17 protein-coding genes, 1 tRNA gene and 1 pseudogene are annotated in these 26761 nt (G+C 57.9%); 13 read left to right on the top strand and 6 right to left on the bottom strand.

Going from position 1 to position 26761, the window contains the following annotated elements; all coding sequences use genetic code 11:
* The first annotated feature begins 195 nt into the window (after window positions 1-195).
* The 5 genes from HDE77_RS06525 to HDE77_RS06505 all read left to right on the top strand — a co-directional run bounded on the left by HDE77_RS06525 (window position 196) and on the right by HDE77_RS06505 (window position 5468).
* Window positions 196-1086: a carbon-nitrogen hydrolase gene (locus HDE77_RS06525; RefSeq protein WP_184416333.1), complete on the top strand. Its 891-nt coding sequence runs from the start codon at window positions 196-198 to the stop codon at window positions 1084-1086.
* 89 nt (window positions 1087-1175) lie between these two features.
* Window positions 1176-2408: a TraB/GumN family protein gene (locus HDE77_RS06520; RefSeq protein ID WP_184416332.1), complete on the top strand. Its 1233-nt coding sequence runs from the start codon at window positions 1176-1178 to the stop codon at window positions 2406-2408.
* A gap of 86 nt (window positions 2409-2494) precedes the next feature.
* Window positions 2495-2581: transfer RNA gene (locus HDE77_RS06515), tRNA-Leu, on the top strand.
* Window positions 2582-3363: 782 nt separating this feature from the next.
* Window positions 3364-3555, top strand: coding sequence for a hypothetical protein (locus HDE77_RS06510; protein ID WP_184416331.1), 192 nt, complete (start codon window positions 3364-3366; stop codon window positions 3553-3555).
* 263 nt (window positions 3556-3818) lie between these two features.
* Window positions 3819-5468 carry an MASE1 domain-containing protein gene (locus HDE77_RS06505; protein WP_184416330.1) on the top strand — a complete coding sequence of 550 codons (1650 nt, stop codon included), beginning with the start codon at window positions 3819-3821 and terminating at the stop codon, window positions 5466-5468.
* A gap of 9 nt (window positions 5469-5477) precedes the next feature.
* Here the strand turns inward: HDE77_RS06505 and HDE77_RS06500 are convergent, their stop codons facing one another.
* A complete protein-coding gene (locus HDE77_RS06500) occupies window positions 5478-5954 on the bottom strand; it encodes a hypothetical protein (RefSeq protein ID WP_184416329.1) in 477 nt (158 codons plus the stop codon).
* 628 nt (window positions 5955-6582) lie between these two features.
* Here HDE77_RS06500 and HDE77_RS06490 point away from each other — a divergent pair.
* From HDE77_RS06490 to HDE77_RS06475, 4 genes and pseudogenes are all read left to right on the top strand, one after another.
* Window positions 6583-6705 (top strand): annotated as a pseudogene (locus HDE77_RS06490) (carboxymuconolactone decarboxylase family protein); the annotation flags it as partial.
* Window positions 6702-7295, top strand: coding sequence for a reactive chlorine resistance membrane protein RclC (rclC, locus tag HDE77_RS06485; RefSeq protein ID WP_184416327.1), 594 nt, complete (start codon window positions 6702-6704; stop codon window positions 7293-7295). The pseudogene HDE77_RS06490 and the gene rclC, both read left to right, overlap by 4 nt.
* 683 nt (window positions 7296-7978) lie before the next feature.
* Window positions 7979-8440: a hypothetical protein gene (locus tag HDE77_RS06480; RefSeq protein WP_184416326.1), complete on the top strand. Its 462-nt coding sequence runs from the start codon at window positions 7979-7981 to the stop codon at window positions 8438-8440.
* 363 nt (window positions 8441-8803) lie between these two features.
* Entirely contained in the window at window positions 8804-9259 is a 456-nt protein-coding gene (locus HDE77_RS06475) for a VOC family protein (RefSeq protein WP_184416325.1), read from the top strand.
* Window positions 9260-9887: 628 nt separating this feature from the next.
* Here HDE77_RS06475 and HDE77_RS06470 read toward each other — a convergent pair.
* The 3 genes from HDE77_RS06470 to HDE77_RS06460 form a co-directional block, all read right to left on the bottom strand.
* Complete coding sequence (locus tag HDE77_RS06470) at window positions 9888-10820, bottom strand: SOS response-associated peptidase family protein (protein ID WP_184416324.1); 933 nt, start codon at window positions 10818-10820, stop codon at window positions 9888-9890.
* 267 nt (window positions 10821-11087) lie between these two features.
* Complete coding sequence (locus HDE77_RS06465; protein ID WP_184416323.1) at window positions 11088-12539, bottom strand: PLP-dependent aminotransferase family protein; 1452 nt, start codon at window positions 12537-12539, stop codon at window positions 11088-11090.
* Window positions 12540-12590: 51 nt separating this feature from the next.
* Window positions 12591-13304, bottom strand: a complete 714-nt coding sequence (locus tag HDE77_RS06460) for a hypothetical protein (protein ID WP_184416322.1) — start codon at window positions 13302-13304, stop codon at window positions 12591-12593.
* Between the two features lie 691 nt (window positions 13305-13995).
* Here HDE77_RS06460 and HDE77_RS06455 point away from each other — a divergent pair.
* Window positions 13996-14298 (top strand): transposase, encoded by a 303-nt coding sequence (locus HDE77_RS06455; RefSeq protein WP_184416321.1) that lies wholly within the window; start codon window positions 13996-13998, stop codon window positions 14296-14298.
* A gap of 181 nt (window positions 14299-14479) precedes the next feature.
* Window positions 14480-17533, top strand: a complete 3054-nt coding sequence (locus HDE77_RS06450; RefSeq protein WP_184416320.1) for a TonB-dependent receptor — start codon at window positions 14480-14482, stop codon at window positions 17531-17533.
* 226 nt (window positions 17534-17759) lie between these two features.
* Here the strand turns inward: HDE77_RS06450 and HDE77_RS06445 are convergent, their stop codons facing one another.
* Entirely contained in the window at window positions 17760-18713 is a 954-nt protein-coding gene (locus tag HDE77_RS06445; protein WP_221444159.1) for an alpha/beta hydrolase, read from the bottom strand.
* 1809 nt (window positions 18714-20522) lie between these two features.
* Here HDE77_RS06445 and HDE77_RS06440 point away from each other — a divergent pair.
* Complete coding sequence (locus HDE77_RS06440; RefSeq protein ID WP_255482564.1) at window positions 20523-21251, top strand: response regulator transcription factor; 729 nt, start codon at window positions 20523-20525, stop codon at window positions 21249-21251.
* Here HDE77_RS06440 and HDE77_RS06435 read toward each other — a convergent pair.
* Complete coding sequence (locus tag HDE77_RS06435; RefSeq protein WP_184416318.1) at window positions 21230-23065, bottom strand: ATP-binding protein; 1836 nt, start codon at window positions 23063-23065, stop codon at window positions 21230-21232. The genes HDE77_RS06440 and HDE77_RS06435 overlap by 22 nt on opposite strands.
* Window positions 23066-23410: 345 nt before the next feature.
* Here HDE77_RS06435 and HDE77_RS06430 point away from each other — a divergent pair, with 345 nt between their 5' ends.
* The gene (locus HDE77_RS06430; RefSeq protein ID WP_184416317.1) at window positions 23411-26668 is read left to right on the top strand and encodes a protease pro-enzyme activation domain-containing protein; all 3258 of its coding nucleotides are present in this window, start codon (window positions 23411-23413) and stop codon (window positions 26666-26668) included.
* Window positions 26669-26761 lie beyond the last annotated feature (93 nt).

The raw sequence follows: 26761 nt of genomic DNA, 5'->3' as shown, positions 1-26761 counted from the left end.
CTCGCCCGTATCGCCTTCGCACTGCTCAAGACCGATTCGCAGTATCAACCCAAATTACCCCAAACCACTTGCATGCAAACATAGAATCTCCCACAGGTTTTCCCGCCCAGGGGAAATTCTGAACGAGCCCTAGACTCGCCATCCGCTAAACTTGGCGTTCTGCCCCCACCGGCAGCACCGTAAGGATTGAAGCTGATGACCCGCAAGACCCTCAAGGTTGCACTGTTGCAGGAAACCGATCGCGGCAGCCGCGATGCCAATCTCGACGCCATCGAAGCCGGCCTGCGCGAAGCCGCTGCAGCCGGCGTCGAGCTGGTGCTGCTGCAGGAACTGCACAACGGACCGTACTTCTGCCAGCGCGAGTCGGTCGAGGTGTTCGACCAGGCTGAAAGCATTCCTGGCCCGGGCACCGCGCGCATCGGCAAGCTGGCCGAGGAGCTTCAGCTGGTCGTCGTCGCATCGCTGTTCGAGCGCCGCGCGGCCGGGCTGTACCACAACACCGCCGTGGTGTTCGATCGCTCCGCGGCGATTGCCGGCAAGTATCGCAAGATGCATATCCCGGACGATCCGGCTTTTTACGAGAAGTTCTACTTCACCCCCGGTGATCTCGGCTTCGAACCGATCGATACCTCGGTTGGCCGGCTCGGTGTGCTGGTGTGCTGGGATCAGTGGTATCCGGAAGCCGCGCGCCTGATGGCGCTGGCCGGCGCCGAACTGCTGCTCTACCCCACCGCCATTGGCTGGGATCCGAACGACGACCAGGCCGAGAAGGACCGCCAGCGCGATGCATGGATCACCGTCCAGCGCGGCCATGCGGTAGCCAACGGCCTGCCCCTGCTGTCCTGCAACCGCACCGGCCATGAGGCCGATCCTTCAGGCGTGGGTGCAGGTATCGATTTCTGGGGCAGCAGTTTCGTCGCCGGCCCACAGGGCGAGTTTCTGGCCCAGGCCGAGACCTGTGCGCGCACGCTGTTGCTGGCGGAGGTCGATCTGGCCCGCAGCGAACACGTACGGCGTATCTGGCCGTTCCTGCGCGACCGTCGCATCGACGCCTATGCCGATCTGCTCAAGCGTTTTCGCGACTGAAGCCACACTCGTGGCTTTCTGCGCGGCTTGTTCCGCCGGACTGTCATCCCCATGCTTGAATTTCCCCTACGACCCGGCACGCTGATCGCATGAGCTTTCCCGAAACCAACGTGGCCCTGCTCCCTGCCCTTCAGGGCCAGCCGATCGAACGTGTGCAGCGCGATGGCGTCGAATACGTGGTGCTTGGCACCGCGCATGTATCGCGCAGCAGTGTGGAAGCAGTCGATGCGTTGCTGGCGAACGAGCACTTCGACGCAGTGGCGGTAGAGCTCTGCGACAGCCGCGCGCAGAGCATGCGCGACCCGGAAGCGTTCAAGCAGATGGATCTGTTTAAAGTGATCCGCCAGGGCAAGGCCGGCATGGTCGCCGCCAGCCTGGTGCTGTCGACGTTCCAGAAGCGCCTGGCCGACCAATCCGGTATCCAGCCCGGTGCCGAAATGAAGGCAGCGATGGATGGCGCCGAACAGCGCGGCCTGCCGCTCTGGCTGATCGATCGCGAGGTTGGCACCACGCTCAAGCGCGCGTGGCACAGTGTGGGCTTCTGGCAGCGCTTCGGCCTGCTCGGCGGCCTGCTGGCCAGCGTTTTCGAGCGCGAGGAAATCGAACAAGCCGAAATCGAGAAACTGAAACAAGGCGATCTGCTGGAAAGCGCCTTCAGCGAATTCGCCAGCGAATCAAAGCCGCTCTACCAGAGCCTGATCGGCGAGCGCGACGCCTTCATGGCCGCACGCCTGCGCGAAGAAGCGACACGCTCGGCAACCAGCGAACCGCGCCGTGTACTGGTGGTGATCGGCGCCGGCCACCTCAAGGGCCTGTGCACGTTGCTGCGTGATCAGCAAAGTGACCCCGCTACTGAAGTAGAGAAACTGGGCGCCACACCACCCAAGGCACGCTGGCCCAAATGGGTCGCTGGCGCGCTGGTGCTGCTGGTGTTCGCCGCCATCGCGTTCGCCTTTCACCGCAATGCCGCGCTGGGCACACAAGCGCTGCTTTCATGGGTGCTGTTCACCGGCGGCTTCGCGGCGCTCGGCGCGCTCGCCGCTGGCGGCCACCCACTAAGCATCGTCGCTGCTTTCATCGCGGCACCGATCAAACCATTCCGTCCCGGCATCCCGGCCGGCGGCATCAGCGCAATGGCCGAAGCCTGGGTACGCCGCCCGCGCGTCGCCGACTTCGAAACCCTGCGCGACGACATCGTGCACTGGAGCGGCTGGTGGAAAAACCGCGTTGCCCGCACCCTGCTGAACTTCTTCCTCGTCAGCATCGGCACGATCATCGGCGAATACACCGCCGGCATCCACATCTTCAAAAGCCTGATCTGAGCCGCGTCAAGCGCTAAGTCCGCAAGCTCGCGCATGTTACGATTCGCGCCGCCTGCAGGCCGGCCTGCAGCGCGCTCCAACACCCGGCCCGGGTGGCGAAACTGGTAGACGCAAGGGACTTAAAATCCCTCAGCCGCAAGGCTATGCGGGTTCGATCCCCGCCTCGGGCACCAACGATATCAATGACTTATTTAAATCCGCCACATAATCCCTTGCACTGAATCGCCGCCCAGTTACTACAGGGTGACTGTTTTGCATTTGCTTGGTTGATGCCGTCTGTCGCGTTGGGATCCCTTCACGCTAGACATCCTGATTCCGAGCAGCGGCTATCAGTGTGAGCTTCGCATCAACAGGAAGACAGGCGCATTCATCGCCGGCAACCGTCTTGCACGGCCCACATTTGGAAGCTGATTGCCTACCACATCCGCTCGCCCTCACAGTCCGAATCAGCAATGCCAGAAAGTGCGGTTCGTAGGGCTACTCGTGTGCCACGGTACAGACAACGTCGACAGCGCGAACCTGTAGTTTCTTGCAGTGCCCAGTTTAGGACTTGGTCCGCACTCGCCTCCACACTGAGGCGCGCATAAGGAACCGACAGCTAACCGCTCAAGAAGTCATCTACCCACTTTTCGGCCCACCCGTACGCATGGCGAATAGCGGCTCCTCTGGAAATGAAGCCTGCGTATCGGTAGGACGACGCGACCACGGTGTTGCCTGTCTCGTCAGGGTGCACAACCAAAGCAGTCTCTATGAACTTGCCGCTCTCTAAGCGTGTGGGGTCGCACTTCAACAAGTACCCACGGTAGTAATGGCACCGCTCGAATTCTTCCACGGGAGCCCCCTGCGGCTACGCTCGTGGACCACTCTAGTCCTTAAGTGGCTCAAGGGGACACCGGCGTCCGCTACAGCCACTTAGAGTGCGTAAGCCGGCAGCGATGGTATAGGATCCGGGGAGATGTCCAACAACCTCATCCCCTTCGAAATCACCGACTACCTCGATAGCGAGGAGGCCATTGCTGAGTACCTCTCTCAGGTACTGGCCGATGGCGACCCCGATGAGCTTCAACGCGCCCTGGTCTATGTAGCCAAAGCCAGAGACATTATAAAAAGCCACGCGCGAGCGGTCGTCACTAGATCAACTGAGTAAGGGCAACCCGCCAACCGCACCAACTGCGGTAACCAATTCGGAATGACCAGCCCGGCCATGTGCCGGGCCTCTTCTTGTCTCGCCCTGTGAGGTTGTTCACCACTTTGGCCCTATCTTCATGTATTCATGGAAAGATCCGGCTAAGATTGACTCAATCCGCGTAGCGCAAGCCGTGGTGCGGCTGCAGTAAAAGATTCGTAGAAAAGGACCTCAAGAAATCTTGGCTGGGGTGCAGCATTTCAAGCGATGGGGGTAGCTGGGACATGCGGCGTTTGCGAGGAGATTTTTGGTTCACCCAGGTCGCGGTAGGCGCTGCCTATACGGTGGCCTACATTCTGCTGCGTCCACTATCGGATGCGCACTTTCCAATCATTGCCGGGCTTCGCCTTAGCTGTCTTTTGTTGGTGCCTTACAGGCTATGGCCAGCCTTGATTGTCGGCGAACTCTTCCCTCTTGCTTACTTCAATATTCTGTGGACGGCCCAGTACGGCACACCGGCCCTCTTACTTGAGACTACGCCACCCATCGCGCTCGCCATGCCGATTGTGTGGTGGTGTAGAAGTCGTCTTGCATTGTTCCCAAACAAGCAACTGGTCAACGTCAAGACGTTGCTCATCTGCGGGCTACTGGTGTCACTGGTTTGGACGCTTGCCAATATCTGTACGATTGCGGCCATTCGTCCGCCTGCAGGATATCCGCCCCCGCAACTCGATTCACTGATGCTTATTGGTCTGTTCATCGGAAAGTACATTTCGATACTCGCCATCGTGCCATCGGTATTGATAGCGAAAGCCGACCATAGCGCCGGCCTCCTTCGTTCACGACTTCAGCACTTTGCCAAGAGTCGCTTGTTGATCGAGACAGCCTGCCTCATTCTTCCTGTCTTCCTTGCCCTATCCTGGCTGAGCCTGCATGGCAACGAAGACGCCAAGCAACTTACAAGGATGGTGATGTTTTTGCCTGCCTTGTGGCTAACGATTAGGTACGGTTGGCGGGCAGCTGTAGTGAGCGGGACGCTCGCAATCATTTGCATTTGTAGCGTGATCGCATCTCGCCCCGAACCCGATCTTCTGCAAGCACAAGCCTTTATCGCTTTTGCGGTGACTTGCCTCTTTGCCATAGGTGCACGGATTACCGCCCAGAACCTGCGAGAAGCGCGGGGCCGCCTCGATGCAAAAAGCGCCATGGAGCTTGCCCAGAGAAGCTTGTACCAGAGTGAGCTTCGCATACGTCAAATGGCAACGGCTTTGGAAGAGCTTCGCAGTGCGTCACAAATATCGCACGCCCGTTTGCTCGGCCGCGTCAAGCACCTGTTACAGACTTCTGAGAGTCACAATTTTCACAGTCAAGCCGCAGCAACGAACGATCAGGCACAACGACTTGCAAATAGCATGCATCCCGCCGCCTGGCGCGACAGGGGTCTATCTGCGGCCCTTCAAGAGACGATTGCACTCACCCTTGATGAAACGGGGATGGCTTACTCTTGCAAGATCAAGGGTCGTGGCCTTAACCGACTCGCTCCCTCCATTCAAGCAGCCCTCTACCGTTTGGCTTGCGAGACAGTGGTCTACATCTGCGGGGAAGAAACGTGCCTCAGTATCACCCTGTCATTGCGGGTAGGAGAGACAAACGAGGAATGTTGGGTGGCTCTTCGCTTGGAAGGTGCACTGCAAGGAATCCAGTTGGCGGATACCTCCTATAGAAAGTTAGAGTGTGAGTATCTGGCTACCCGATTTGGAGCTGTTGGGCTGGACTTGGCATCCATGCGCGATCACGTTCATCTCTATGGAGGTGAACTCCATGTCAAAACAATCCACGACAAGCTTCGAGTCACTTTCCTGCTCAAGGACGTGAGAAAAAAAGAGCGGGAGCGCTCGACCGCCCCCGCACAAACTCAGCTATGGGTGAATTAAAGCATCACCTCATTGTGAGAGCACGCTACCACCGACACAGTTGTAGGGGTTGGTGCAACCAGCCAGCGAAGCACTGACAAGCAACGTTCCGTCGGGCTGAGGCGTAGCAGTCACCTGTACGACATTGTCGGAGTACACCATTTCCGTTGAAGATGTATTGGCCGCTGCCGTCTGCGTAGACGATTTCTGCGACGTTCCGGCGGCTTGTGCATCTGCGCCAATGGGCAGCACAAAAATGACTTGGTTGGCTGTCGCAAAGGCAGCTCGTACATTGCCACTAGAATCATTGACCTGGATGTAGCGAATCCCATCTCGAGCAAAAAGATAGACGTGGTAACGCGGACTGGCACTGACATCAGTGGTATTCGGCCATGATTGGCCTAGCCCTGTTGAAGGCAGCTTGGCTGCCAAAGCAGATGTCGATAGAACCAAGCCGAGCAGGCCAGCCAAAACGGTCTTGCGTGATACTTGCGATATGCAGAACATAAAGTTTCATCCATTCATAGCGGCACACATATGCCGAAAGAAAGGTAGCACCAAGTCTGCAGGCGTGACTTCAGTACCTGCCCGAGTTCGGTAACAAGGTAGAGCAAGTCGTACTCGCACGTTGGCGATGGTCCGCATACGACTGGCAGTCGGCGAGCAAGTGGATGTGGCGCGTGAAAGATTTTTCGAAGTTATCCGTGCCACGGGCGCCCGGTACGTAGCAGCGTTCGCAGGCAGTCTGGACTCGGAGAAACAAGCTGCTTATTGAACCGCGTCGCGGCGTGTTAACGGCGATGTCGCGTTACCGTAGTTCCACTGCAGCACTTTCCCCAGCGGCAATGATGTGACCGTACACGAATGGGCCGCTTATCGACAACCGACAAATACAGGGAAAAGTCACGGCTAATATTCAGCATTGATGCAAGACCGAGAAACTACCCACGCGGGGACGCTTATCGCGATCGACCATTGCTGTGGCGACGATAGCTCGCTGGCGTAAAACCAAGTTGTCTCTGAAAGGCCTTCCCGAAGGCTGATTCCGACTGATAGCCCACGCGCTCGGCGACAGCACCCACCGGGAGGCTGGTGTTTTCCAATGTTTCGCATGCGATTTGCATGCGGATCGATGTCAGAAGAAGAAATTGCTGAAGCACTGGGTGTTGCCGTAGCACTGAACGCAGGTGCTGCCATGGTCTACTCCGTCCGTGTCATCGATGCCGTCAAGGCGCACAGCGCCAAGGGAACATCATGAACAGCAAGATAGAACAAGGGCTTGGTGCCTTTGCGCGTACCGATCATGCTGGCCTCGTTTTGATGAGGCTGGCCATCGCCATCGTCTTTCTTTGGATTGGCGGTTTGAAGTTCGCCCCCTACGAAGCAGACAGCATTACACCTTTTGTCGCGAACAGCCCCGTGATGTCATTTTTCTATGAGCATCCGCAGGATTACAAAGAGCACATGACTCACGAGGGTGCGCTGGTACCTGCACAGCGTGAGTGGCAGACGGAAAACCATACATACAGCTTCTCCCGTGGCTTGGGGACGGTCGAGTTGATGATTGGTCTGTTGGTGCTTTCTTACCCTCTGTCAAAACGACTGGGTTTGCTTGGTGCCTTTCTCGCCTTTGTAACGACACTTGTAACCTTGTCATTTCTCATAACAACGCCCGAAGCATGGGTGCCCGCACTTGGCGATGCTCAGCACGGCTTTCCCTACTTATCAGGGGGCGGGCGACTAGTGGTCAAGGACACCATGATGTTGGCGGGCGCTTGGATCATCGGCATTGATGCTGCCAAAGGCATTCTTTCCGACATGCATACAAAGTTGGCTGGAGTTCGGTAGGAAACGCTGCCTAGGGTTCGGGCAAATCCAATGGAAGGGGCCAAGGAAGGCCCCTTCGTATTTGATCGCATCCTCCAAGTCAAATCACGCCAACCACGACTTGTGATGCGTTCGCCATTGGGTCTGGTGTCCGCCGATATGCCGATCACGGCGAACAGTTACTAAGTGCGCACTGCAAACCCTCGCGTAACTGAGACACTTCCAGCGTTAGTGAATATGCTTCGACGCTGATCGGCACCCTCTTCCCTGGGCCCCTCGCCTTCTTTGGCTCACCGCGAAGGCAGCTAACTCTTACTCCTGATTTTTTGCATCGACTCGCCATGCCGCTGGCATTCGGTGCGTGCTGCGCATTACTCATGCGGGCGACCATCAGGAAGTCACGCACGTTTTCCCCATCGGACTCTGATGCACCTTCATCAGGCCCGTGCAGTTATTTATGCCCCGGGGAGCACTTTTTTCGAAATTTTTCCGATGGCTCCCAACGCTATCTATAGGTCCAATACATGAAAACTGCTGAATCTCGTCGCGTTATGACAGCCGTGCTCATCTCGCTCTGATTCATGGGTGGGATTGCCGGAGTCGCTTCTGCGGTGGGCGTGGCCTTGCTTCTTTTTCCCTAGTTAGCTGCGCTGTCCTACGACGTATTCCTGCGGCCTCGCGGCACCTGGGCCCGTGCATCACGGATGCTCGCGTTTTCTCCGACAGTGACCGCGGTGCTAGGTGTGATTGTCACGCGATATCTGCCGTATTCCGCTGTGTCGATTGCGATCTGTATCGCCGGGGCAATGGTCATTCTGAAGTTCATGCGTTCGCCCATCGCGCCAGCCATCTCGGCCTGCGTTCTACCGCGCTCCCTCGGCGAGAGGAGCTGGTTGTATCCCCTCGCGATTTTACTCGGCACCGGTGCGCTCGCCCTTCTATCCTCGGCAAACCAAAGATACTTCGACACACAACCCGCACGCACCATGCCCAGCGCCGCCGATCGGCTCAACGATGAAATCGGGTCGCCTCCCGAGCAGTTCTTGTGGGTGCCGTTCTTCGTAGCGTTTCTCTGTGCGACCTACCTACTTTCGATGGCGACCGGGATGAGAATGGTGTTTTTCCCGCTGACCTCCTCCATGCCCTGGGGAAGCTCCCCCTGGTAACGCCATCCTCTAAGCCAGGCAAGAGCCATTGCGCTGTCGTGCTCATAACGACATATGTCGCATCGTTGGCCGCAACGTCGCGCGTAACAACCCTCTACCCAGGCCTTCAGTTCGTATTGGAGACGCTCGTTCATGGTGGTATTCAGCGCCACCACGACGTAACGCGGCGTCAATGTTCTGAGAACGGAGCGACGCGGCTAACTGGTAGGTTCAGCTTCCCGGATGAATTCCGCAGGCACTTTGACGAAGTGTGGATACTGGAAAAGTCACCTGCGCATTTTCAACAACGCGATTCTTTAGCGCTTCCTTACCTTACAAAGGTCAGCCAGTCCTGCACGTCGAAGTGATCGTTTGGGGTGGTCAATGAACAGCGTACAAATCGATCAGAAGAGTTTTGAGATGCCCCCGCGAGAGGGGATCACCGTCGCGCACTTTCTCACGGTAGCCGACATCGACCGATCGGCTCAATTCTACGAAACGGTCTTCGGCGGTCGCACTCTAAGCAGAGGCGACAGCAAGGGCGCGCCTGGTTATATTCAGATCGCGAATACGTGGTTGCTTGTCAACGTCGGGGGCGGACCGACCCCCGACAAGCCGTCCGTAACGCTCAGCACCCTCGCTGATCCGAACAAGATCAGCAGCTTCATGAACATCCGCGTTGCGAATATTCAAGCGTGCTACAAACTATGGAAAAGCCGGGGAGCCGAGTTCATCACGGAGCCGAAGGAAAAGTACGGCGAGACTCGCTGCTATATCCGCGATCCTGACGGTTATATTATCGAGGTCGGACAGCGCAAGCCGGACTTCACGTACGGTTAGTGCGCAGCCGGAATGGGATACGGATCCAAACGCTCACGGATGTCCGCTTAGAACTAGCCCAATGGCGCGGACGATACAACACCGCTCACGCGACGCCCATATTCACCTCGATTCCCTCAGGCTTCGGGGGCGCAAGCGCGAAGACGCCAGCCGCTGATGTCATTCCCCGAGGAGCTCTAACCTGGAATCACGCCACCCTTGACGAGAGGAGCGGGTCCACCATGTCTCACCACTATTCCGGGCCAGACTCTGAGAAAATGGGACAGGGACAGTTAGACCATCGCATTAGCGGTGGATGCCGACGTGTCATGGTGCATTGCCTTGTTCGATACGCACCAATGGTGCTTTAGGGCTGCCCTCCTTCCTCTTGCCATTTCCTGAGCTTCGCGCACATGTCCGGGGTCCAACGCGGTTCACCGCTCGACGGTGGCGGCATGCTACCGCTGGACACGGATTCATATATTGCTTCCGCATGCTGGAATACGCTGGCCCGGTCACTGAGGTCCATGGCCTTTTTCATATGATCGACGTCCATGCTGGTGAACATGGGGCGGATGTCCCGAGCAAAGCTGAGAGATGCTGATGTAGACATATTTCTTCTCCAGGTTCGTGCCAAAGGGGTGTTGGTTCAGGCAGCCATTTGGTGCTCGTAATACGGCCGGGCGCGGTCATCCAGAATCGCGTACTGCGCAGCCAGGTTCGTCGGGTCTGGAGTCAGCCAGGCATCGATGTTTTCAGGCTTGATCGGCACAATGCAGCGATCTTGACCAGCAGCCAGCACTTCAGGCGGCGGCTCGTCGGTGATGGCGGCGAACGAGAAGAGGTCGGCCTCACCTTCTCCGCCCTTCGAGAATGACCACAGACACGCCACCAGCATTTCTCGCGGCGGCTGCGGGTCGAATTCGAGCACCACATTTTTGCCGTCGCGCTCGACGTTCTCATAGAACTTTGTCACGACCATGATGCCGTGGTGATAGCCGAATAGCTGGCCCCATGCCTTTTCGAGGTTGTCGCGACGCGCGTTGTAGGTGCCCGGGTACTTGCGTTCGACGGCTTCAGTCCAGCCAGGCATGCGGCATTGGTAGCGCATGGGCACTACCAGGCGCTTGCCATCCTTCCGGATCATCACTGGCGCGTACTGGCCGGGATAAATGCGGGAGTCGCGATCCAGGAGCTCTGTGCGCCGTAGGTCGCTGAGCTTGCGCTGTGCCTGCTCGATTTTGTTGCCGGCAACGCGCACATCGCTCTCGGCCTTCTTCGTTGGTTTGCCCGACGCCATGACACGCTCGGCGCCGGTCAGCCGGGTCTTTTGCTGGAACAGCACGGACTCGAACGCCAACGCTTGCTCCTCGTCCGTTTCGGCGATCAGCGCGTGAACCTCGCGCTCCTCTTCGGTACGTGGAACCGCAAAGGCGGCTTTCATCGCTTTGGGGATCTTCTGCCAGTCGCCGCTCTTCTTCTTTTCCCAGAATAGCTCGACATATCGGCGGACGCTGATGTCGGCGCCAAATGTCCTAACGTACTTTTTGTAGTCCGCCCAGATCTGAGCTGAGTAGCACATGGTCAAGCCCATGCTGTTGCAGTGTGTGCAAATCCTACTCCTGCGCAACTCTCATAGCGTGAGAGTGCTGCGGCATACCCGATCACAACCACGCCGACTGCGGCGCCTGCCGCGAAGGATAGCTTAACAGCCGGGTTCGGAACTCGGCGAGAGTCGCGCCGACTGCGCGAGCGACGTCCACCAACGCCACAACAAAAACAGGCCGCTCGTCTTATCCAAGCCGATTGAGTTGCGCCAGATGGTTCGCCTAGATGCGGCGCGCTTCACCTAGGCAGTACGTCTTCGTGCTTTCGCGTCGATCTCATCCAGACACTTGCCGAATAGCTGCATCGCCTCGCGCAATGCGTTCGGTGATAGCCCGCAGTAGCCGAGGATCAAACCCGGGTATGGCGGTGGCTTCAGGTAATGCACTTCAACCGGATGAAGGCCGAGACCGCGTTGACGGGCAAGCGCGATCAGTGCATTTACGGATGCATAGTCGTAATCGCGTAGCCACACGACAACGTGCATGCCCGCAGGCGTGTCCACAATATCGACACGGTCACCGACATATCGGCGCAAACCATCGACCAACGCCTCGCGACGGGCTTGTAGCTCGGTACGCGCGTATCGCAAATGCCGCTCGAAGCCACCGTCTTCCATGAAATGTGCAAGCGCCGTTTGTTCGATACCCGACGAGGAAATGTCACTGAAATATTTGGCCATGACGAAATCGTCGCGCAGTGCAACGGGCAACACCATGTAGCCAAGTCGGAGCGAGCCGAATAGAGCCTTTGTAAACGTGCCTGCATAGATAACGCGGTCTTCTTCATCAAGCGAGCGTAGCGCAGCGAGTGGGCGGCCGTCGTAGCGGAACTCGCCATCGTAGTCGTCCTCCAGGATCCAGCACTGCTTCGCCGCCGCATAGCGCAACAACTCTAGTCGGCGCGGCAGGGACATGACGGCGCCACTTGGGAACTGGTGAGAAGGAGTCACGCAGATCAATCGAGGCGCCGAGTCAGGTAGTTCGTCGCAGACGATACCCTCGCTGTCCGTGCGTACCGAATGGACCCTCACGCCATGGGCGACCAGTGCCTGGTAGGCACCGAAATAATGGGGCTCCTCCAGCACGGCACTATCGTTTTCGTCGATAAGCACGCGTGCGCTCAGTGTGTAGGCTTGCTGTGTCCCATTAACGATCAGCACATTCTCCGGCAAGGTCGTTATGCCGCGGCGCAGCGCCAGGTAGTCACATATCTGCTGGCGCAATGCATGCAGCCCCTGGGTACCTACACCTCGAAGCGCGGTGTAGGTAGCGGCGCGCGCCAGTTCGTGGCCCCACGCAGCACTCAGCTCTACATTGGTCAACGGGGTTCCGTATTGCAGATCGTAAGGCAGCTCAATGTGCGGCTGGTAATGCGTCCGGTCATAGACTTGTCGAGCGCGTTGCGCATAGCGCGATGGTGGCGCAACCGTGGATTCGGGGGCATGCAACGCTTGGGTAATCTGAAGTGTGGATATGTAGCTACCCGAGCCAGCACAACCTCTGATGAAACCGTCTGCACGCAACTGTTCGTAGGCAGTCAGGATGGTAATGCGCGATAAACCAAGCTCCAGCGCCAGTGTGCGCGTCGGTGGCAGCCGCATACCCGAAGTCAGCCGCCCATTGAGAATGCCGGCTTTGATGGCACGAGTCAGCTGTGCATATTGCGGTCCATGCCCGTCAAGCTGGAGAAACATACGAATCAAAGCCTCCCAGGAGCAGCAGGGGTAGCGGGATGGTTGGTGGTTTCACATATCCGGCGCAGGCGTTCCGTCGGACCACTTGGCGGCCGGGATCATGAACACATTCATCTTCTCGGGGCCGGCCTGAAACTGCGGATTGAGCATGACCGGAGAGCCTGGCAAGTCGGCACCCCAACTCGCTTCAAGTGGCGTATAGAACATCAGGTGAGGCATCCAGTGCCCCGCCGAGTCATTTAGGTAGGCTTGTTTCGACATCATGTAGCACATCGCACCTGGTTCCAGAGGCGGCAACTGTTTCCTGACGAGTGCGGTCTTGATGCCTTCCATGATTTGATCTTTGGATTGTCCGGCGAGAGCCAGCTCGGTCCTTTTGCGGGTTATAGGCAAAATCGATCGTGCTGCTTGCGGGTTGAAGCACGTAGGTCCACGCAATTTTGGATTCCAAAATTCTGGGAAATCGAATTGCGCCGACCAGGATCGGTCGACCATGCATACAAAGCCGTTACTGCCTTGGACCGCAGTAACGTAGCCATGGGGCCCGAGAACCAGGATCGTGGCCTCCCCGGAAATGGCTTTGGGCGCCGCGCTTCGCGCCAGAGTAACTTCCGCGTCGCGGTCCCCTATCAGGTATTGGGAGAGCGGCGCCATGCTCGGATACGCATGTTGCAGAGCTTGAGCCGACGAACCCTCGGCGACGGCTATGGCCAAAAGCATGCTTAACGTCAGGCACATCTTTAAGCGGCCGGCTGCTTGCTGCATCTCATTTCTCCCGCTCTGATCGCGAAGGCGTAACGAAGCTCTGACTCTTTCTGGATCGAACCCGGATGGCGCCCAAGCCGCGGGCGCCAATGAGCCACTCTCTTCAACGACGAACGAGACAGGGGGAAATCGACATACGATCCTGACCGAGCGCATGAAGGCAGGCCGGAACCGCTCCCGAGCCGCGCCGATCCGTACGGGCCACCCCAAAACCATTCCCCCGTAGGCGCTTTGACCTGGTTAGCTCGCCAGGCTAGGTTGCGCTTCGCCCCAACCTCCTCTTGCAAACAGGGGGAGGAGCGATGTCAGGCAGCAGCTCGTCCCCTCCCCTGCCCTGCGTGCAGGGGCACCCCATGGTTGTGCTGCTCACCCAGGTCTCCACGCCATGCAGTGCCCCCACGATCGACTCGATCGTCAGGCCTGAATTTCAGGATTTTGGAATTGGTATTAAACATCGGAATTAATTGGTTATGCACCTGGTTGGCTATAGAAGTGCGAACTGAATGGCTATGTACTTTTTTTTTAGTTCACTTACCGTGAAGCCGGAGTTGCCATAGCGATGGTTAAATTGTTAACGGAAAAAACCTCGGAGCCGGCAAATTATCCAAAAAACATCTCCGATCCGGATGAAAGGGTGAGTACCCGTATCCATACAGCAATCCAGCAATTTGGTTAGCGGAAATAACAGAAGTTGTTCCCGTTGATTTCAACTCAAACCGAAGCCAATGGTGCATCAATGCGTGCAAAATTCTATTCGGATGAATTTAGGGCTGAAGCTATTCGATTGGTGGTTCAGCAGCGTTTCTCCGCTGGGGAGGTTGCGGCGCGGCTCAACATTCGAAGTGAGACTGTACTGACATGGGTAAGGCGATTTCGCTATAAGCGGTCGCAGCTATATGAAGCAGATCGATTGAAGACAAGACTCCATGAAGTCGCCACGGAGCGCGATGTTCTGATTGAGCTTGCCAATCGTTTGCTGGATAAAACGGGATAAATCTCGTGCCATGCCATTCCAGGGTAGGTGAGCCTTACGCTTAAAGCCAACGAGCTGTCGTGATTGATTACCTTGATAGCTCTACCTCGTTGGTAATGGATAGACCCAGGTTGTTATTCGGATTGCCGCATTGGGCGGAATCTTTCTGACCCATGGTGATAATTAATCGGAGGGTATTTTCATGAAACTTCGGGGTACAGAGCTTTCTTCGGCAGTCCGTCTGGCGCTTTCGCTGGGTGCTGTCATCGCGGCGGGTGCCGCGAGCACCGCATTCGCTCAGGATCAGTCCACACAGCCGCAGGGCAATACCAATCCGGCCGCTCCGCAAAAAGCGTCTACCCTGCAGACGGTCGTGGTTACCGGCTCGCACATTCGTCGCGTGGATCTGGAAACGGCCAGCCCGGTCGTGACCATCGATCGCGCAGCGATCAAGGCCAGCGGCAAGCTGACCCTGGGTGACCTGGTACAGGATCTGCCGGCTGTTACCGGAGGCAATACCAACCCACAGGTCAACAACGGCGGTGGCACCGGCGCCACCAGCATTGGTCTGCGTGGCCTGGGTCCGAACCGCACCCTGATCCTGGTTGACGGTCATCGCATCATGGGTATTTCACTCGGTGGCATCATCACGACTCCGGTCAATGGTGATGCCCCGGACGTCAACTCGATTCCGGCCGCGATGATCGATCACATTGACGTGCTGACCACCGGCGCGTCCTCGGTCTATGGTTCCGACGCCGTCGGTGGCGTGGTCAACTTCATTCTGCGCAAGGATTATCAGGGCGTCGAGTTCACGACGAACTTTGGTCAGTCCGATCACAACGACGGCGAGCAACAGGGCTACACCTTCACGTTTGGTCAGACGTCCGACAAGGGCAGCATCATGGGCGGCGTGGACTACAACAAGACGGACGGCATCCAGGCGGGCAGCCGTGCCTTCTCCAGGAATGCCGTCACGGTGTACGGCACGAACGGAAAAGGTCCGTCTGCACCGCAGCCGCCGTCGGTATTCATTGGTGGTTCGAGCTCGGCGCCGAACGGGCATATCCAGCTGGCTGGCTCCAACTTTGCGGCCGCCTTCCCGGGTTGCCAGAGCGGCTTCGTTGCACACAATCCGGGTGCCGGTACAGATGCTGCCTCGGACTACCATTGCTTCCAGAACAATGGTCCGGCCAGCGACAAGTACAACTACGCCTCGGTCAACCTGATCCTGACGCCACAGGAGCGCACCAATGCGTTCCTGATGGGCAGCTACAACCTGGCTGATCATGTCAGCGTTTACCTGGATGCTTATGTCGACAAGACCTCGTCCAACTCGGCCGTGGCACCTTACCCCCTGACGACTGATGGCGGCTTTCAAATATCGTCAGCCAACTACTACAACCCGTTCGGTGTCAATTACCAGAGTGGCCAGAGCAATTTCGGTTTACGTCTCACTTCGCTGGGTCTGCGCGAGACTTTCGCGGGCATGACCCTGGCGCAGATCCATACCGGTTTCAAGGGTGACTTTCCGATCGGCAACCAGACGTGGCAGTGGGATGTGGGCCTTGACTACGGCCACGCCAGCATGACCGAAACGGCCGACGGTCTGATCAATCTAACCGTACTGAATCAGGCAGCCGGGCCGTCCTTCAATAACGGTGGCGTGATTACCTGCGGCACTCCAGCGGCTCCCATTCCCACCTGTATTCCGTTCAACCCGTTCGACGTCAACAGCGCGCAATCGATCGCCTCGCTGAAGGCGGCCTCCGCGCCAGGCCTTGCAACAAGTAACACGATCGAGAAGATCTGGCACGCCGACTTGAATGGCGGCGTGTTCGACCTGCCCGCCGGCACCATCAATCTGGCCGTCGGTGCGGAATATCGCCAGGAGTACGAACACAACCAGGTCGACGGTCTGCTGACGATCAATCCGGCCACCGGCACCTGTACTCTGGGAAGCGTTTGCGGCGCCGGCTTGCAGGGCGGCTACAACGTCAAGGAAGCCTATGCTGAAGCGTTCTTTCCGCTCCTGAACGATCTGCCGTTCGTCAAATCGCTAAACCTTGACATTGGCGATCGCTACTCCAAATTCAGCAAGTTCGGCACCACCAACAACTTGAAATTCGCGCTTGAATGGAAGCCGATCGACGACTTGTTGCTGCGTGGCACGCTGGCCGAGGTGTTCCGCGCACCGAATCTCCTCGAAGTCTTCGGTGCACCGTCTTCTTCTGCGTACCGCATCTCCAACGATCCCTGCACCGGCTACACCGGCGCGCCGGTCAACCCGGCCTGCGTCAATGTAAAAACCGACGGCAGCTTCGTCGACCAGCTGGTAGTTCAGGACCTGCAGGGTACGGGCCTCGTATCTGGCGCCACCTATGCCAACATCCCGATCAAGCCGGAAAAGGGCAAGACATTCGATTTTGGTGCCGTCTACAGTCCGTCCTGGGCTCCGGGACTGTCCTCGACGGTGGATTTCTGGCATCTGTATCTGAATAACGTCATCACCACCATAGGTGTCCAAAGCCTGCTGGGCCTCTGCTCGTCTGGCGACCAGGGCTACTGCCGGTTCATCTCGCGCTACCCCAGCGGTCCCAATCAGGGCCAGCTCACTGCGCAGACCCTACAGCCGACCGGCAACCTGGGCACCACCAGCACGGGCGGTGTCGACTTCTCGCTGAACTACAAGCTGCCGGAGTTCTCTTTCGGCAAGTTCAACGTGGGCATGAATGCCACCTACCTGAAGTACTTCAACGTGCAAACGGCGCCAGGAAACATCGCCAATTCCACTTACACCGACGCCGGTCATTTCATGCCGTTCGGTTCTGCGCAGGCGGCAGCTTGCCCGGGTGCCGTCGGAAACTGCCTGTTCCCGCGCTGGAAGGGCCAGGGCTATGTGAACTGGCAGCTGGGCAACTGGGATGCTTCATGGCGCCTGCGCTACATCGGCCGCTTCCAGATGGGTTCGCAGAGCCCGTCGCAGGACGTGTTCCCGGACGGCACGTGCTTCTACGGCAGCTACTGCACGATTCACGGGGCAGAGTACAAGTACGGTTCGACCACCTATAGCGACGTCTCGCTGGGCTACAACATCGAACCGTTGAATACGCGCGTCGAGTTCGGCGTCAACAACCTCTTCGACAAGCAACCGCCGCTTCTGTACGCCAACAATGTGCTCAATGCGAATACCGACCCGAGCGACTTCGACACGATTGGTCGTTACTTCTGGGGGCGGGTCACGGTCAAGTTCTAGGCTTCTTTTGATTGCATGCCTGGCTTGATGTTTCGACCTTGAGGGGTCGCGCAAACTGATTGCGCGGCCCCGTTTTCGTATCGCGCGGCATCAATGCGACTTGCAGCGCTGCAGGCGACGACACTGTTCGAGCGAGCGTTCGCTGAATCCACGTGGCGTTGCAGACAGCTCATCTTCTCAGAATGCGGTCCCTCCACGCAGGAGCTTGGAGGGGCCGCGATTCAAACTAGCTTTTGATGAAGGCGAGCACGTCAGCGTTGATCACATCGGCATGCGTTGTCAGTGCCCCATGGGGGAAACCCGGATAAATCTTGAGCGTCGCGTGCGGCAGAAGCTTCGCTGACAGAACACCCGCATCCTTGTAAGGCACAATTTGGTCATCGTCGCCATGCAGGACGAGCGTCGGCTGACTGATTTTTTTCAGATCGTCAGTGAAGTCGGTTTCCGAAAACGCCTTGATGCAGTCGTATTGCGGCTTGGTGCCACCCATCATGCCTTGCCGCCACCAGTTACGGATGACTCCCTCGGAGATCTTTGCGCCTGGACGGTTGAACCCATAGAACGGTCCAGTGGGAAGATCCAGGTAGAACTGCGCCCGATTGGCGGCGAGCTGCGTGCGCAAGCCGTCAAAGACTTCGATCGGCAATCCACCAGGGTTATTGGGAGTCTTGACCATGATGGGCGGCACCGCGCTTATGAGCACGGCCTTGGCCGTTCGGTCCTGCCCGTAGCGAGCGACGTAACGAGCTACTTCACCGCCACCGGTGGAGTGACCCACATGAATGGCATTGCGCAAGTCGAGCGCTTCAGTGAGCTGCGCGAGATCTGCTGCGTAGTGATCCATATCGTTGCCAACGGCAGTCTGTGTAGACCGGCCGTGTCCTCGTCGATCATGCGCAATCACCCGATAGCCATGGCTCAAAAAAAACAGCATCTGAGCGTCCCAATCGTCCGCCGAAAGCGGCCAGCCGTGGCTGAATACGATGGGCTGTCCGGTTCCCCAGTCCTTGTAGAAAATCTCGACGCCGTCCTTGGTCTTGATCTTGCTGCTACCCATAGGAACACCTCCAGCAGTCGAATGTGCTTTTGGAGCCGACGAAGCGGCGTTGGCTGAACTTGACGCCGAGAGCAGTGGCATTGCGATTGCAGCCGCTGCAACGGAGCCCGTGCTGACGATCATCTTGCGACGTGAGTGGCTGACATCTTCGGTGTTGGTCATACGCTTGGTCTCCTCTCGTGAACGTAGGGGCCCATGCGATGTTCCGCGTGGGTTACTTCCGACAACCAGCCATTGACGAGCTTTTACGTACGCAATGACTCAAGCGCCCTCTCTTGACCCAAGCCCCGGTGGAAAACGCACACATCTCTTTGGAGGCTTTGCGGCCTTCTCGTCGCGCTGGGTTTGGGTATGTCTGGCGATGATATAGCTGCCGCTCGCGATTCCATGGAGAATCGAAGATCACATGCAAACCAGCATGGGCAAAAAGGGGACCGAGTAGTTATACCACCGGCATCAACCAGAAAGGCCGACGTGAATCCTCGAGCCAAGCCGCTTAATGGAAAACTCACGCACAGATGGGGTACGTACGGCCAGACCCCCGATGTCCAGTCGCGTCGCGCGAGCGCCTACCAACCTCCCCGCGAAACCGTCGGCAATGTGAGAAGGCAGACGCCTACACCTCAAGACACCTTCCGCTGCTTCAGTCGCCCACCCTGCGCAAGCAATCTACGCGCACTTGGAAAGTCCGGACGATGCCATGTCGCCAGCAGCTCAGCCGATGCAACCGACACTCTCTACCCATGAGGCCGCGGGTATACCTTTACCCATGGGCTATTCGATCAGGGAACAACCAGCGGGCTTGTGGCGTGTGTGTTGTGGTGACAACGTGTTGCATGAGGTGAGGAAGATCGGCACAGCCATCAAGCTCGCTCACCTGACCGCCTTCGATACGTACCCACGAACATACGGATGTACCCCCGTTGAGCTTCCAGGTGTGTCCGAGTGATCTTGCTCACCCATTGCAAGTAGCGCAGCTTGGTCCTTACGACCGGTCCAGACGCGTTGATGTTTTGACCGCGCGTCGGGCGTGGACTCTTCTTGGACTCAGCGTTCGGAATGGTCAGAAGCTGGCGCGCCTGGATGCAGCAAACTGCCGGGTATCAGCCCATCTCGCTGCGCAGGCCAGACAATCACACTCGCCATGGCATACGGCTTCACAGCACGCGACGCAGGTACAACAGTACATCTGCGGCACGGTGTTGCCATTGAGGATGCGGCCGTAATAGCCGCCAGTAGCGGGATAGCGGCGCTCCCCCTCAGGTGTTGGCAGGCCGTCATCAATCCTCAAAAGTCTTGCTTGCCGCGCTATGGTCATTGGACTTCCAGCAAAAGCTACGGCAGGGCGATCATTTTGAAAGCCCTGCACAACGCATTGGCTCGATGCCACCCTCTTCTGGCTCTCAGCACATATGCGGAGCCAATGTGTCACCAGAAGACATTCCATAGAACTGTAAGAAGCTACAGGTACGCCCGAGAGGTCATACCTATACCCTTGGAAGCAAGTAGCCCAGCCGACTGAACGCCCTGGCAGCATGGCCAACTCGGCATGTCAGGTCGAACAGACCCGCTCAGCAACTTCATGCGTGTGACCGAATGGACTCATCTTGGCGCCCCGCCCCGGGCGCCACTCTTTTGGGCGCCCACTACCCGGCCTCTTTCCGTCCTTTCGCTCCAATCGCTGGTGGGCGGAAAATAGACGTTCCCTCCGATACCTGATGCAGTAACCTTGTCTACCGGCCCTGCATGGCGGGGACCTAAACCTGCGCAACGATCTGTTTTTGTTGGGGCTCGATGCATACGCTAGCGTATGGTCGTGAACCGGGATGCGGACTCAGCTACCCTGACGTTTCAATCGTGCATGACGCTGTGACATCGGCATCGAAGGATGGCATCACTGCGGAAGGGGCCTTGCCCAGAGATTTATGCGTCATGATTGCGCCAATCGATTCACCTCATTCAACTGAAATGCTCAAGCCCTTGTACGTTCTTTTGCTCGAAGACGATGAATTGTTGCGTGATCGTATTCTCGTGCCCCAACTTCGGCAGTTCGGCTTTGAGGTCAAGGCCATCGGCTACGTTGCCGAGCTGACGACGGCGATCGAGCAGCGAAAGCCGGATATTGTGTTGCTGGACATCGGCCTACCGGACAGCGATGGCTTCGAAGTGACACGCAGGCTGCGTGGAGAACTTCCCGAGACAGGCATCGTCATGTTGACGGGGCGAGCGGAAAATATCGATCGCGTGCGGGGCCTGAGCGAAGGCGCTGATGCCTATCTCGCCAAACCGGTCGATATCGACGTTCTGGTCGCTACTTTGTACAGTGTCGCGCGCAGACTCAAGCCGTCCACGGTTCTCGCCTCAAGCCGCAGTCGTTGGCGTCTCGACTCGGACGGATGGCTGCTGGTTTCTCCTACGGGTGGGCGCGTAATGCTCAGTAAGACCGAGCGGCGTCTGCTGGAAATGCTCATGCTTCATCCCGATCAGGTCATGTTGCGCGACGAGCTTATTGGTGTCCTGACTGACGACGTTGCAGCGTTTGATCCGCATCGACTGGATTCGTTGGTCCACCGCCTGCGCAGAAAAGTGCTCTCCACAGTCGGTGAACCGCTGCCCCTAGATGCAGTTCACGGCACGGGCTATCTGTTGGCGATGAGCTGACTCCTCGGCGTCACGTCGACCCCGCTATGGCTTCGTCTCGCCGCTACTCGGACGCGTGCGAGCAGCACATTGGGAACGAATGGTTTGGGTAGACGTTCGCAATAGACATCTGCGAGCCCGTGTGGCAAGCCGTCGGTCTCGTGGTAGGCGGAAATGAGGATCGCCGGCACCGTAGGCAGTTGCAGACGTAGTTTGCGCAGCAAAGTCATGCCATCTGTGTCGGGCATGCGGTGATCGCAAATCAGCACGTCCGGTGGCATGACCATCTGCTGAAGTAAACGCTCGGCTTCGGCACCACTGGCCGCCTCGCAGACTTCGCAGCCCCCGTTTTCCAGCGCGGAAGTGAGCACGCCGCGCAGATCATCGTCGTCATCGATCAGCATCACGCGAATGCGCTCTCCTGGCAGTGGCAACACTGCGCCCGCCACGCTGCCGGCGGTCATCGGCAAGAGAATATCAAAGGTCGTACCCTTGCCAGGCGAGCTGTCCACGGCGATAGTGCCGCCTGCGCGTCGAACCAGGCCGTAGACGACGCTAAGCCCCAGACCGGTGCCGCTTCCAGTGGGCTTGGTCGTGAAGAACGGCTCGAACAAATGTTGCCTGACTTCAGCGGACATGCCCAAGCCAGTGTCCTGAATGGTCAGTGCGACGTTCGATGAATCATCTTGAGCCAGCGATAGCGTAAACGTGCCGCCATCAGGCATCGCGTCGCGGGCGTTGGAGGTGAGATTGAGCAGCGCCAGCTCAAACTGGCTGCGGTCGAAGTGGATGGACAGTGGCGTCGGCGGCGTGTTGATGGTCAGATCAACGTTGGTCGGCAACAACTGGCGCAAGAGTGGTCTCAGTTCGCGCAATGTCTCGGTGGCATCGAAGGTTTCCGTATGGGTGACATCGCGACGACTGAAGTTCAGAAGCTTGCGACAGACGGCTGTGCCGCGGCGAGCGGCAAGCTCGACACCTTCCAGCGCATCGGCCAAGGCCTGCGAATCCTCATTGGGTAAGAAACCCGCGCGCTCCACCCGATCTCGCTCCATCGAGAAGCCCAGGATGATGCCCAGCACATTGTTGATGTCGTGCGCGATGCCACTGGCCAATTTGCCGACGGCGTCCATCTTCTGGGCGTGCAGAAGTTGCTCCTGGGTACGTTCGCGCTCCGCGATTTCCAGCTGCAACTGCTTGCGATGGGCATTGGACTCAGAGAGGCTCTCGCGCAACGCATCGATACTGCGGTCCAGGATGATGGTGATCAGCAAATAGCCGAGAGCGGCAATCGGAAGAGCCGCGAAACCCTCCACGACCTCTCTCAACTTGAGATCGGCGTGGAAGATCCGGTCGGTGACCATGCTCATCATGAAGATCAGTATTTCGGTGAAATAGGTGATCCACAACGCGCGCCGACCGAGCATCAAGCCGCTCAACGCGAGGATCTTAACCATCGTCAGGTTGCCATCAATCGCCTGGGAACCGAATGCGGCGTAGGCCAGCGCTGCGGAGCTGAGCAACACCGTCAAGTATTGCGTAACGGCGAATCGGAACTGGCCCTTGCGAATCAGATACAGCCCAAACCACGCCGCCGCGGTCATGACCAAGTCTGTCCCCAAATCGATACTGATCGCCACGGTCGGGCCGCAGCGGGCCTTGTCATAGAAGGCACTTTGCAGAAACGGCCAGTCGTATATCAGTAAATAGATCTTGTTCAGCGGGGTACGCAGACCCTCGAACAGCAGCAGCCATTGCATGAAAACGGCGTTGCGCCGATCTACCGGATCGGAGACGGGAACCTGGTTCACCCGCGATAGGAACCGCTGAAACATCGTATTGCCCTTGCCACTGTGCTTGCCAATCCGTGAGCGCCACTCTCGCGTCTTTCCCCCAATGAGGGTGACAGGTGGCTGCCCGCTTGTCTTGCTTGGCGACGCCCAGTCGAGCACCGCCGTGAGATGTCGGTGATTTTATGGTGATTTGAGCGTGCGTGACGATCGCAGTGCAACATGAATACGGTCGGGGGACCAGCCAATAGATCGGTAGACGTCGGGGAAGACGGGGGCGCGTCACCGATAGAGCTGGCGAAGAAACGACATCACTCAGCTGCGGTTCAAGAGGGGATATCTATGTCAACGAACAGAAACGGTCAATGCTTCGTGAGATCAGCACTGGGCATGGCCGTGTTGCTTTCCTTAGGCGCACATGCCGCCGGCACCCAGTCAGCCAACTACTTTCCGAGCTCTACGCCGGACACGGCCAGAATCACCGGCACGATTGACAATACAAAGTTGGTTACGGTAGGAGGCAAGCCGTCACTAGCTGTTTCGACCAGCGACGCCGGCGCATTGCCATCCACACAGACGATTCGCAACGTCACTTTGCTGCTTAAGCGCAGCGACGCCAAGCAGAGCCAATTCGAGGCTTATCTCCACGCGCTGACCATCCCAAGCTCCCCGTACTTTCACCACTGGCTGACCGCAGCACAGATTGGCACGATGTTTGGTCCCGCCCAGGCGGACATCGACCAGGTGAAGCAGTGGCTGCAGGGTCAGGGTTTGAAAGTGACCTCGGTGTCGCCAACAGGAATGATGATCCATTTCTCTGGTACGGCGACAGCAGTCGGCGGCGCATTTCATACGTCACTGCACAGCTACACCGTTAATGGCCAGAAACACTTCGCCAATAGCACCGCGCAGCAGATTCCATCCGCCCTGGCACCCGTTGTGGTGGGTGCAGCCTCGTTGAGCAACTTCTTCCCGAAGCCGCTGCATACCGACGTCGCCACGGTGACAAGGAACAAGAAAACCGGCAAGTGGAAGACAGTGGCCAAGGCAAAGGGTGCGCCGTTGTTCACTGTGCCGCCGGGTACCATCGATACAAGCGTGACGTATGACGTTGCGCCAGCGGACTTCAACACGATCTACAACGTCAATCCATTGTGGACTCAGGGCACGCCTATCCGCGGCGCTGGACAGACCGTTGCGGTGCTGGAACGCACGGACGTGTTGCCGGCCGACGTACAGGCCTTCCGCAGCAGCTTCCTGCCCCCCAATGCCGTGGGCGCGGTGAACTACATCAATCCGCTGCAGATGGCTGGTGATGTGAGCTGCCCCGACCCGGGCACCAATGGGGATGAGACGGAAGCAGCGCTGGATGCGGAATGGATCGGCGCGGCGGACCCGGATTCAAACGTGGTATTTGCCTCTTGCGATGATAGTCAGAGTGCGACGTTTGGTCCGTTCACTGCGGCGGAAAACCTGCTTACCGGGTACTCGACGCCCGTCCCCGCTGTCTTCAGCCTGAGCTATGGCGAGTGTGAGTCTTTTGGAGCCGTTGACGGAACCCTGTCACAGGCTGCCGATCTGTGGTCGCAGGCGGCTGCCCAGGGCGTCACGGTATTTGTGTCGTCGGGCGATTCGGGTTCAGCAGGTTGTGATGACGGTAATTCCGCTGCCTTCATCGGTATTGCGGTCAATGGTATGGGTTCGACGCCATACAACGTTTCTGTCGGTGGCACCGATTTCAATGACTTCACCGCTTACGGACAGTACTGGGCCTCAACGAATCTTGCGCTGAGCCAGTCAGCCATAAGTTACATCCCGGAAATGACCTGGAACGATTCCTGCGCCAGCAGCGTGCTGGATGGCGTACTTGGCTACAGCGATGGTGTGCAGGCGTGTAACAGCACCACAGGTCAGCAATTCGTAAACACGATCGGTGGCAGTGGTGGACCCAGTTTCGCTTGGTCACAGCCGATCTGGCAGGCCGGTATTTACGGATCCACCAGCACAAGACGTGCACTACCTGATCTTTCGCTGTTCGCCGCCAACGGCCTTTATGGGCATGCGCTGGTCTACTGCATGTCCGACGCGAATGAGAACGGTACCCCGTGTACCTATAGCAATCCCGATGACGTGCTGTTCAACAGTGCCGGTGGTACATCCTTCGCGGCACCAGCGATGGCCGGTGTACAGGCGCTGATCAATCAGGCTTCCGGCCAGAGCAGCGGCAACATCCTGCCCGCGTTCTACAGCATCGCAACCAAGGAGTACGGCACGATCGGATCGCCGAACACGTCGACGTTGAATGCTTGTAATTCCAGCAATGGTGCAAACATCGGAAGCACCTGCGTCTTCAACAATGTTTCCGTGGGCAATATCGCGGTGCCTTGCAATTCGGGAACCGACGACTGCTATACAGCCAACGCCGCGCAACCGTACGGTGTGGTGAGTTCGGGTGGTTACGATCAACTTGATCCGGCCTGGAAGGCGACTTCCGGTTACAGCATGGCCACTGGTTTGGGCAGCATCAATGCGACCAACCTGGTAGCGGCGGTGACGAATTTCTACAAGCCCTTCAAGAATGGGTACGTCGCTCCGTATGACTATCTGTCCTCGGCCAACGAAGCTCAAAGCGATGGATTCAGCGATATCGCGGTGGTGGATCCGGTCAAGGGCACGTTCATGCAGTTGGGCATGAAGGGCAGCGTGGTACTGAACCAGGTCACTCAGCCGATCTCGCCTGGCTACACCCTTGGCACTGCCGGCGATTTCTACTCCGCGAACAATCACTTCTTAACGGGCACCTTGATTGGCGCCCTGGCTTGGACGGGCCCGGACAATCAACTCTACGTGTGGTTATCTGATGGTTTAGGTGGTACTGCTTCCAATGGTGCGAGCAATTACCTTACGGCCAAAGTTGGAGTGCCCTATCCCGCCGGCTGGACACTGATGGGCTCAGGCAATTTCGATGGTGCCAACGCCGACGAGCTTTTCTGGTGGAACAAGAGCACTGGCCAGATTGGCTGGTGGAAACTCAACGTCAATGCATTCTTTGTCCTGGGCAGAGCCGACTACCACTTCAACGACGTTCAATCGCCTGTCATCAGTGCGGGCACGGGTTACGTGCCACATCTGGCTGACGTCAATGGTGATGGCTATGCAGACATCGTGTGGACCAGCACGACCGACAACAGTGTCTACGCGTGGGTCAACAATCAGCAGGGTGGCTTCGTCGCCCATCAGATCCAGCAACAGCCGGCTGGCTTCACACTGTTTGGTGCAGGCGACGTGGCCGGCACCGGTGTGACTTCTCTGTTCTGGACCAATCCGACCACGAATCAGCTGCAGGTGTGGAATATGGACGGCTTTAACGTGACCTCCGTCCAGACTCGCTCTGTGACGCCGGGCTACACCCTGGCAAGCATTGCGGATTACGACGGCGATGGTCTGGCGGACATCCTGTGGGTCGGCGCGGCGGGCGACGCGTACGAGTGGCTGAGCAATGGCAGCGGTGGCTTCATCTCGCAGCGAGTCGCTGATATCACCGGTGCCCCGCTGGTGATTCCGGCTGGTGCGCAGGTCCAGCCGAACCGACTGCAGGGCGGGATGGTCACTTCGGGTGTTGACACATCCATAGGTATCAGCCACTGAGTAACAGACCGTAAGGACGCGTGTTGAAGGAGGCCGGGCATCACTGCCCGGCCTTCTTTTGTCTGAAGGTTCGCATCGACTGTTCATGGATCG

It is taken from the genome of Rhodanobacter sp. MP7CTX1 (assembly GCF_014205795.1).
Lineage (GTDB): Bacteria > Pseudomonadota > Gammaproteobacteria > Xanthomonadales > Rhodanobacteraceae > Rhodanobacter.
The sequence above is the reverse complement of the archived record's forward strand: the minus strand, read 5'-3'. Positions and strand labels throughout refer to the sequence as shown.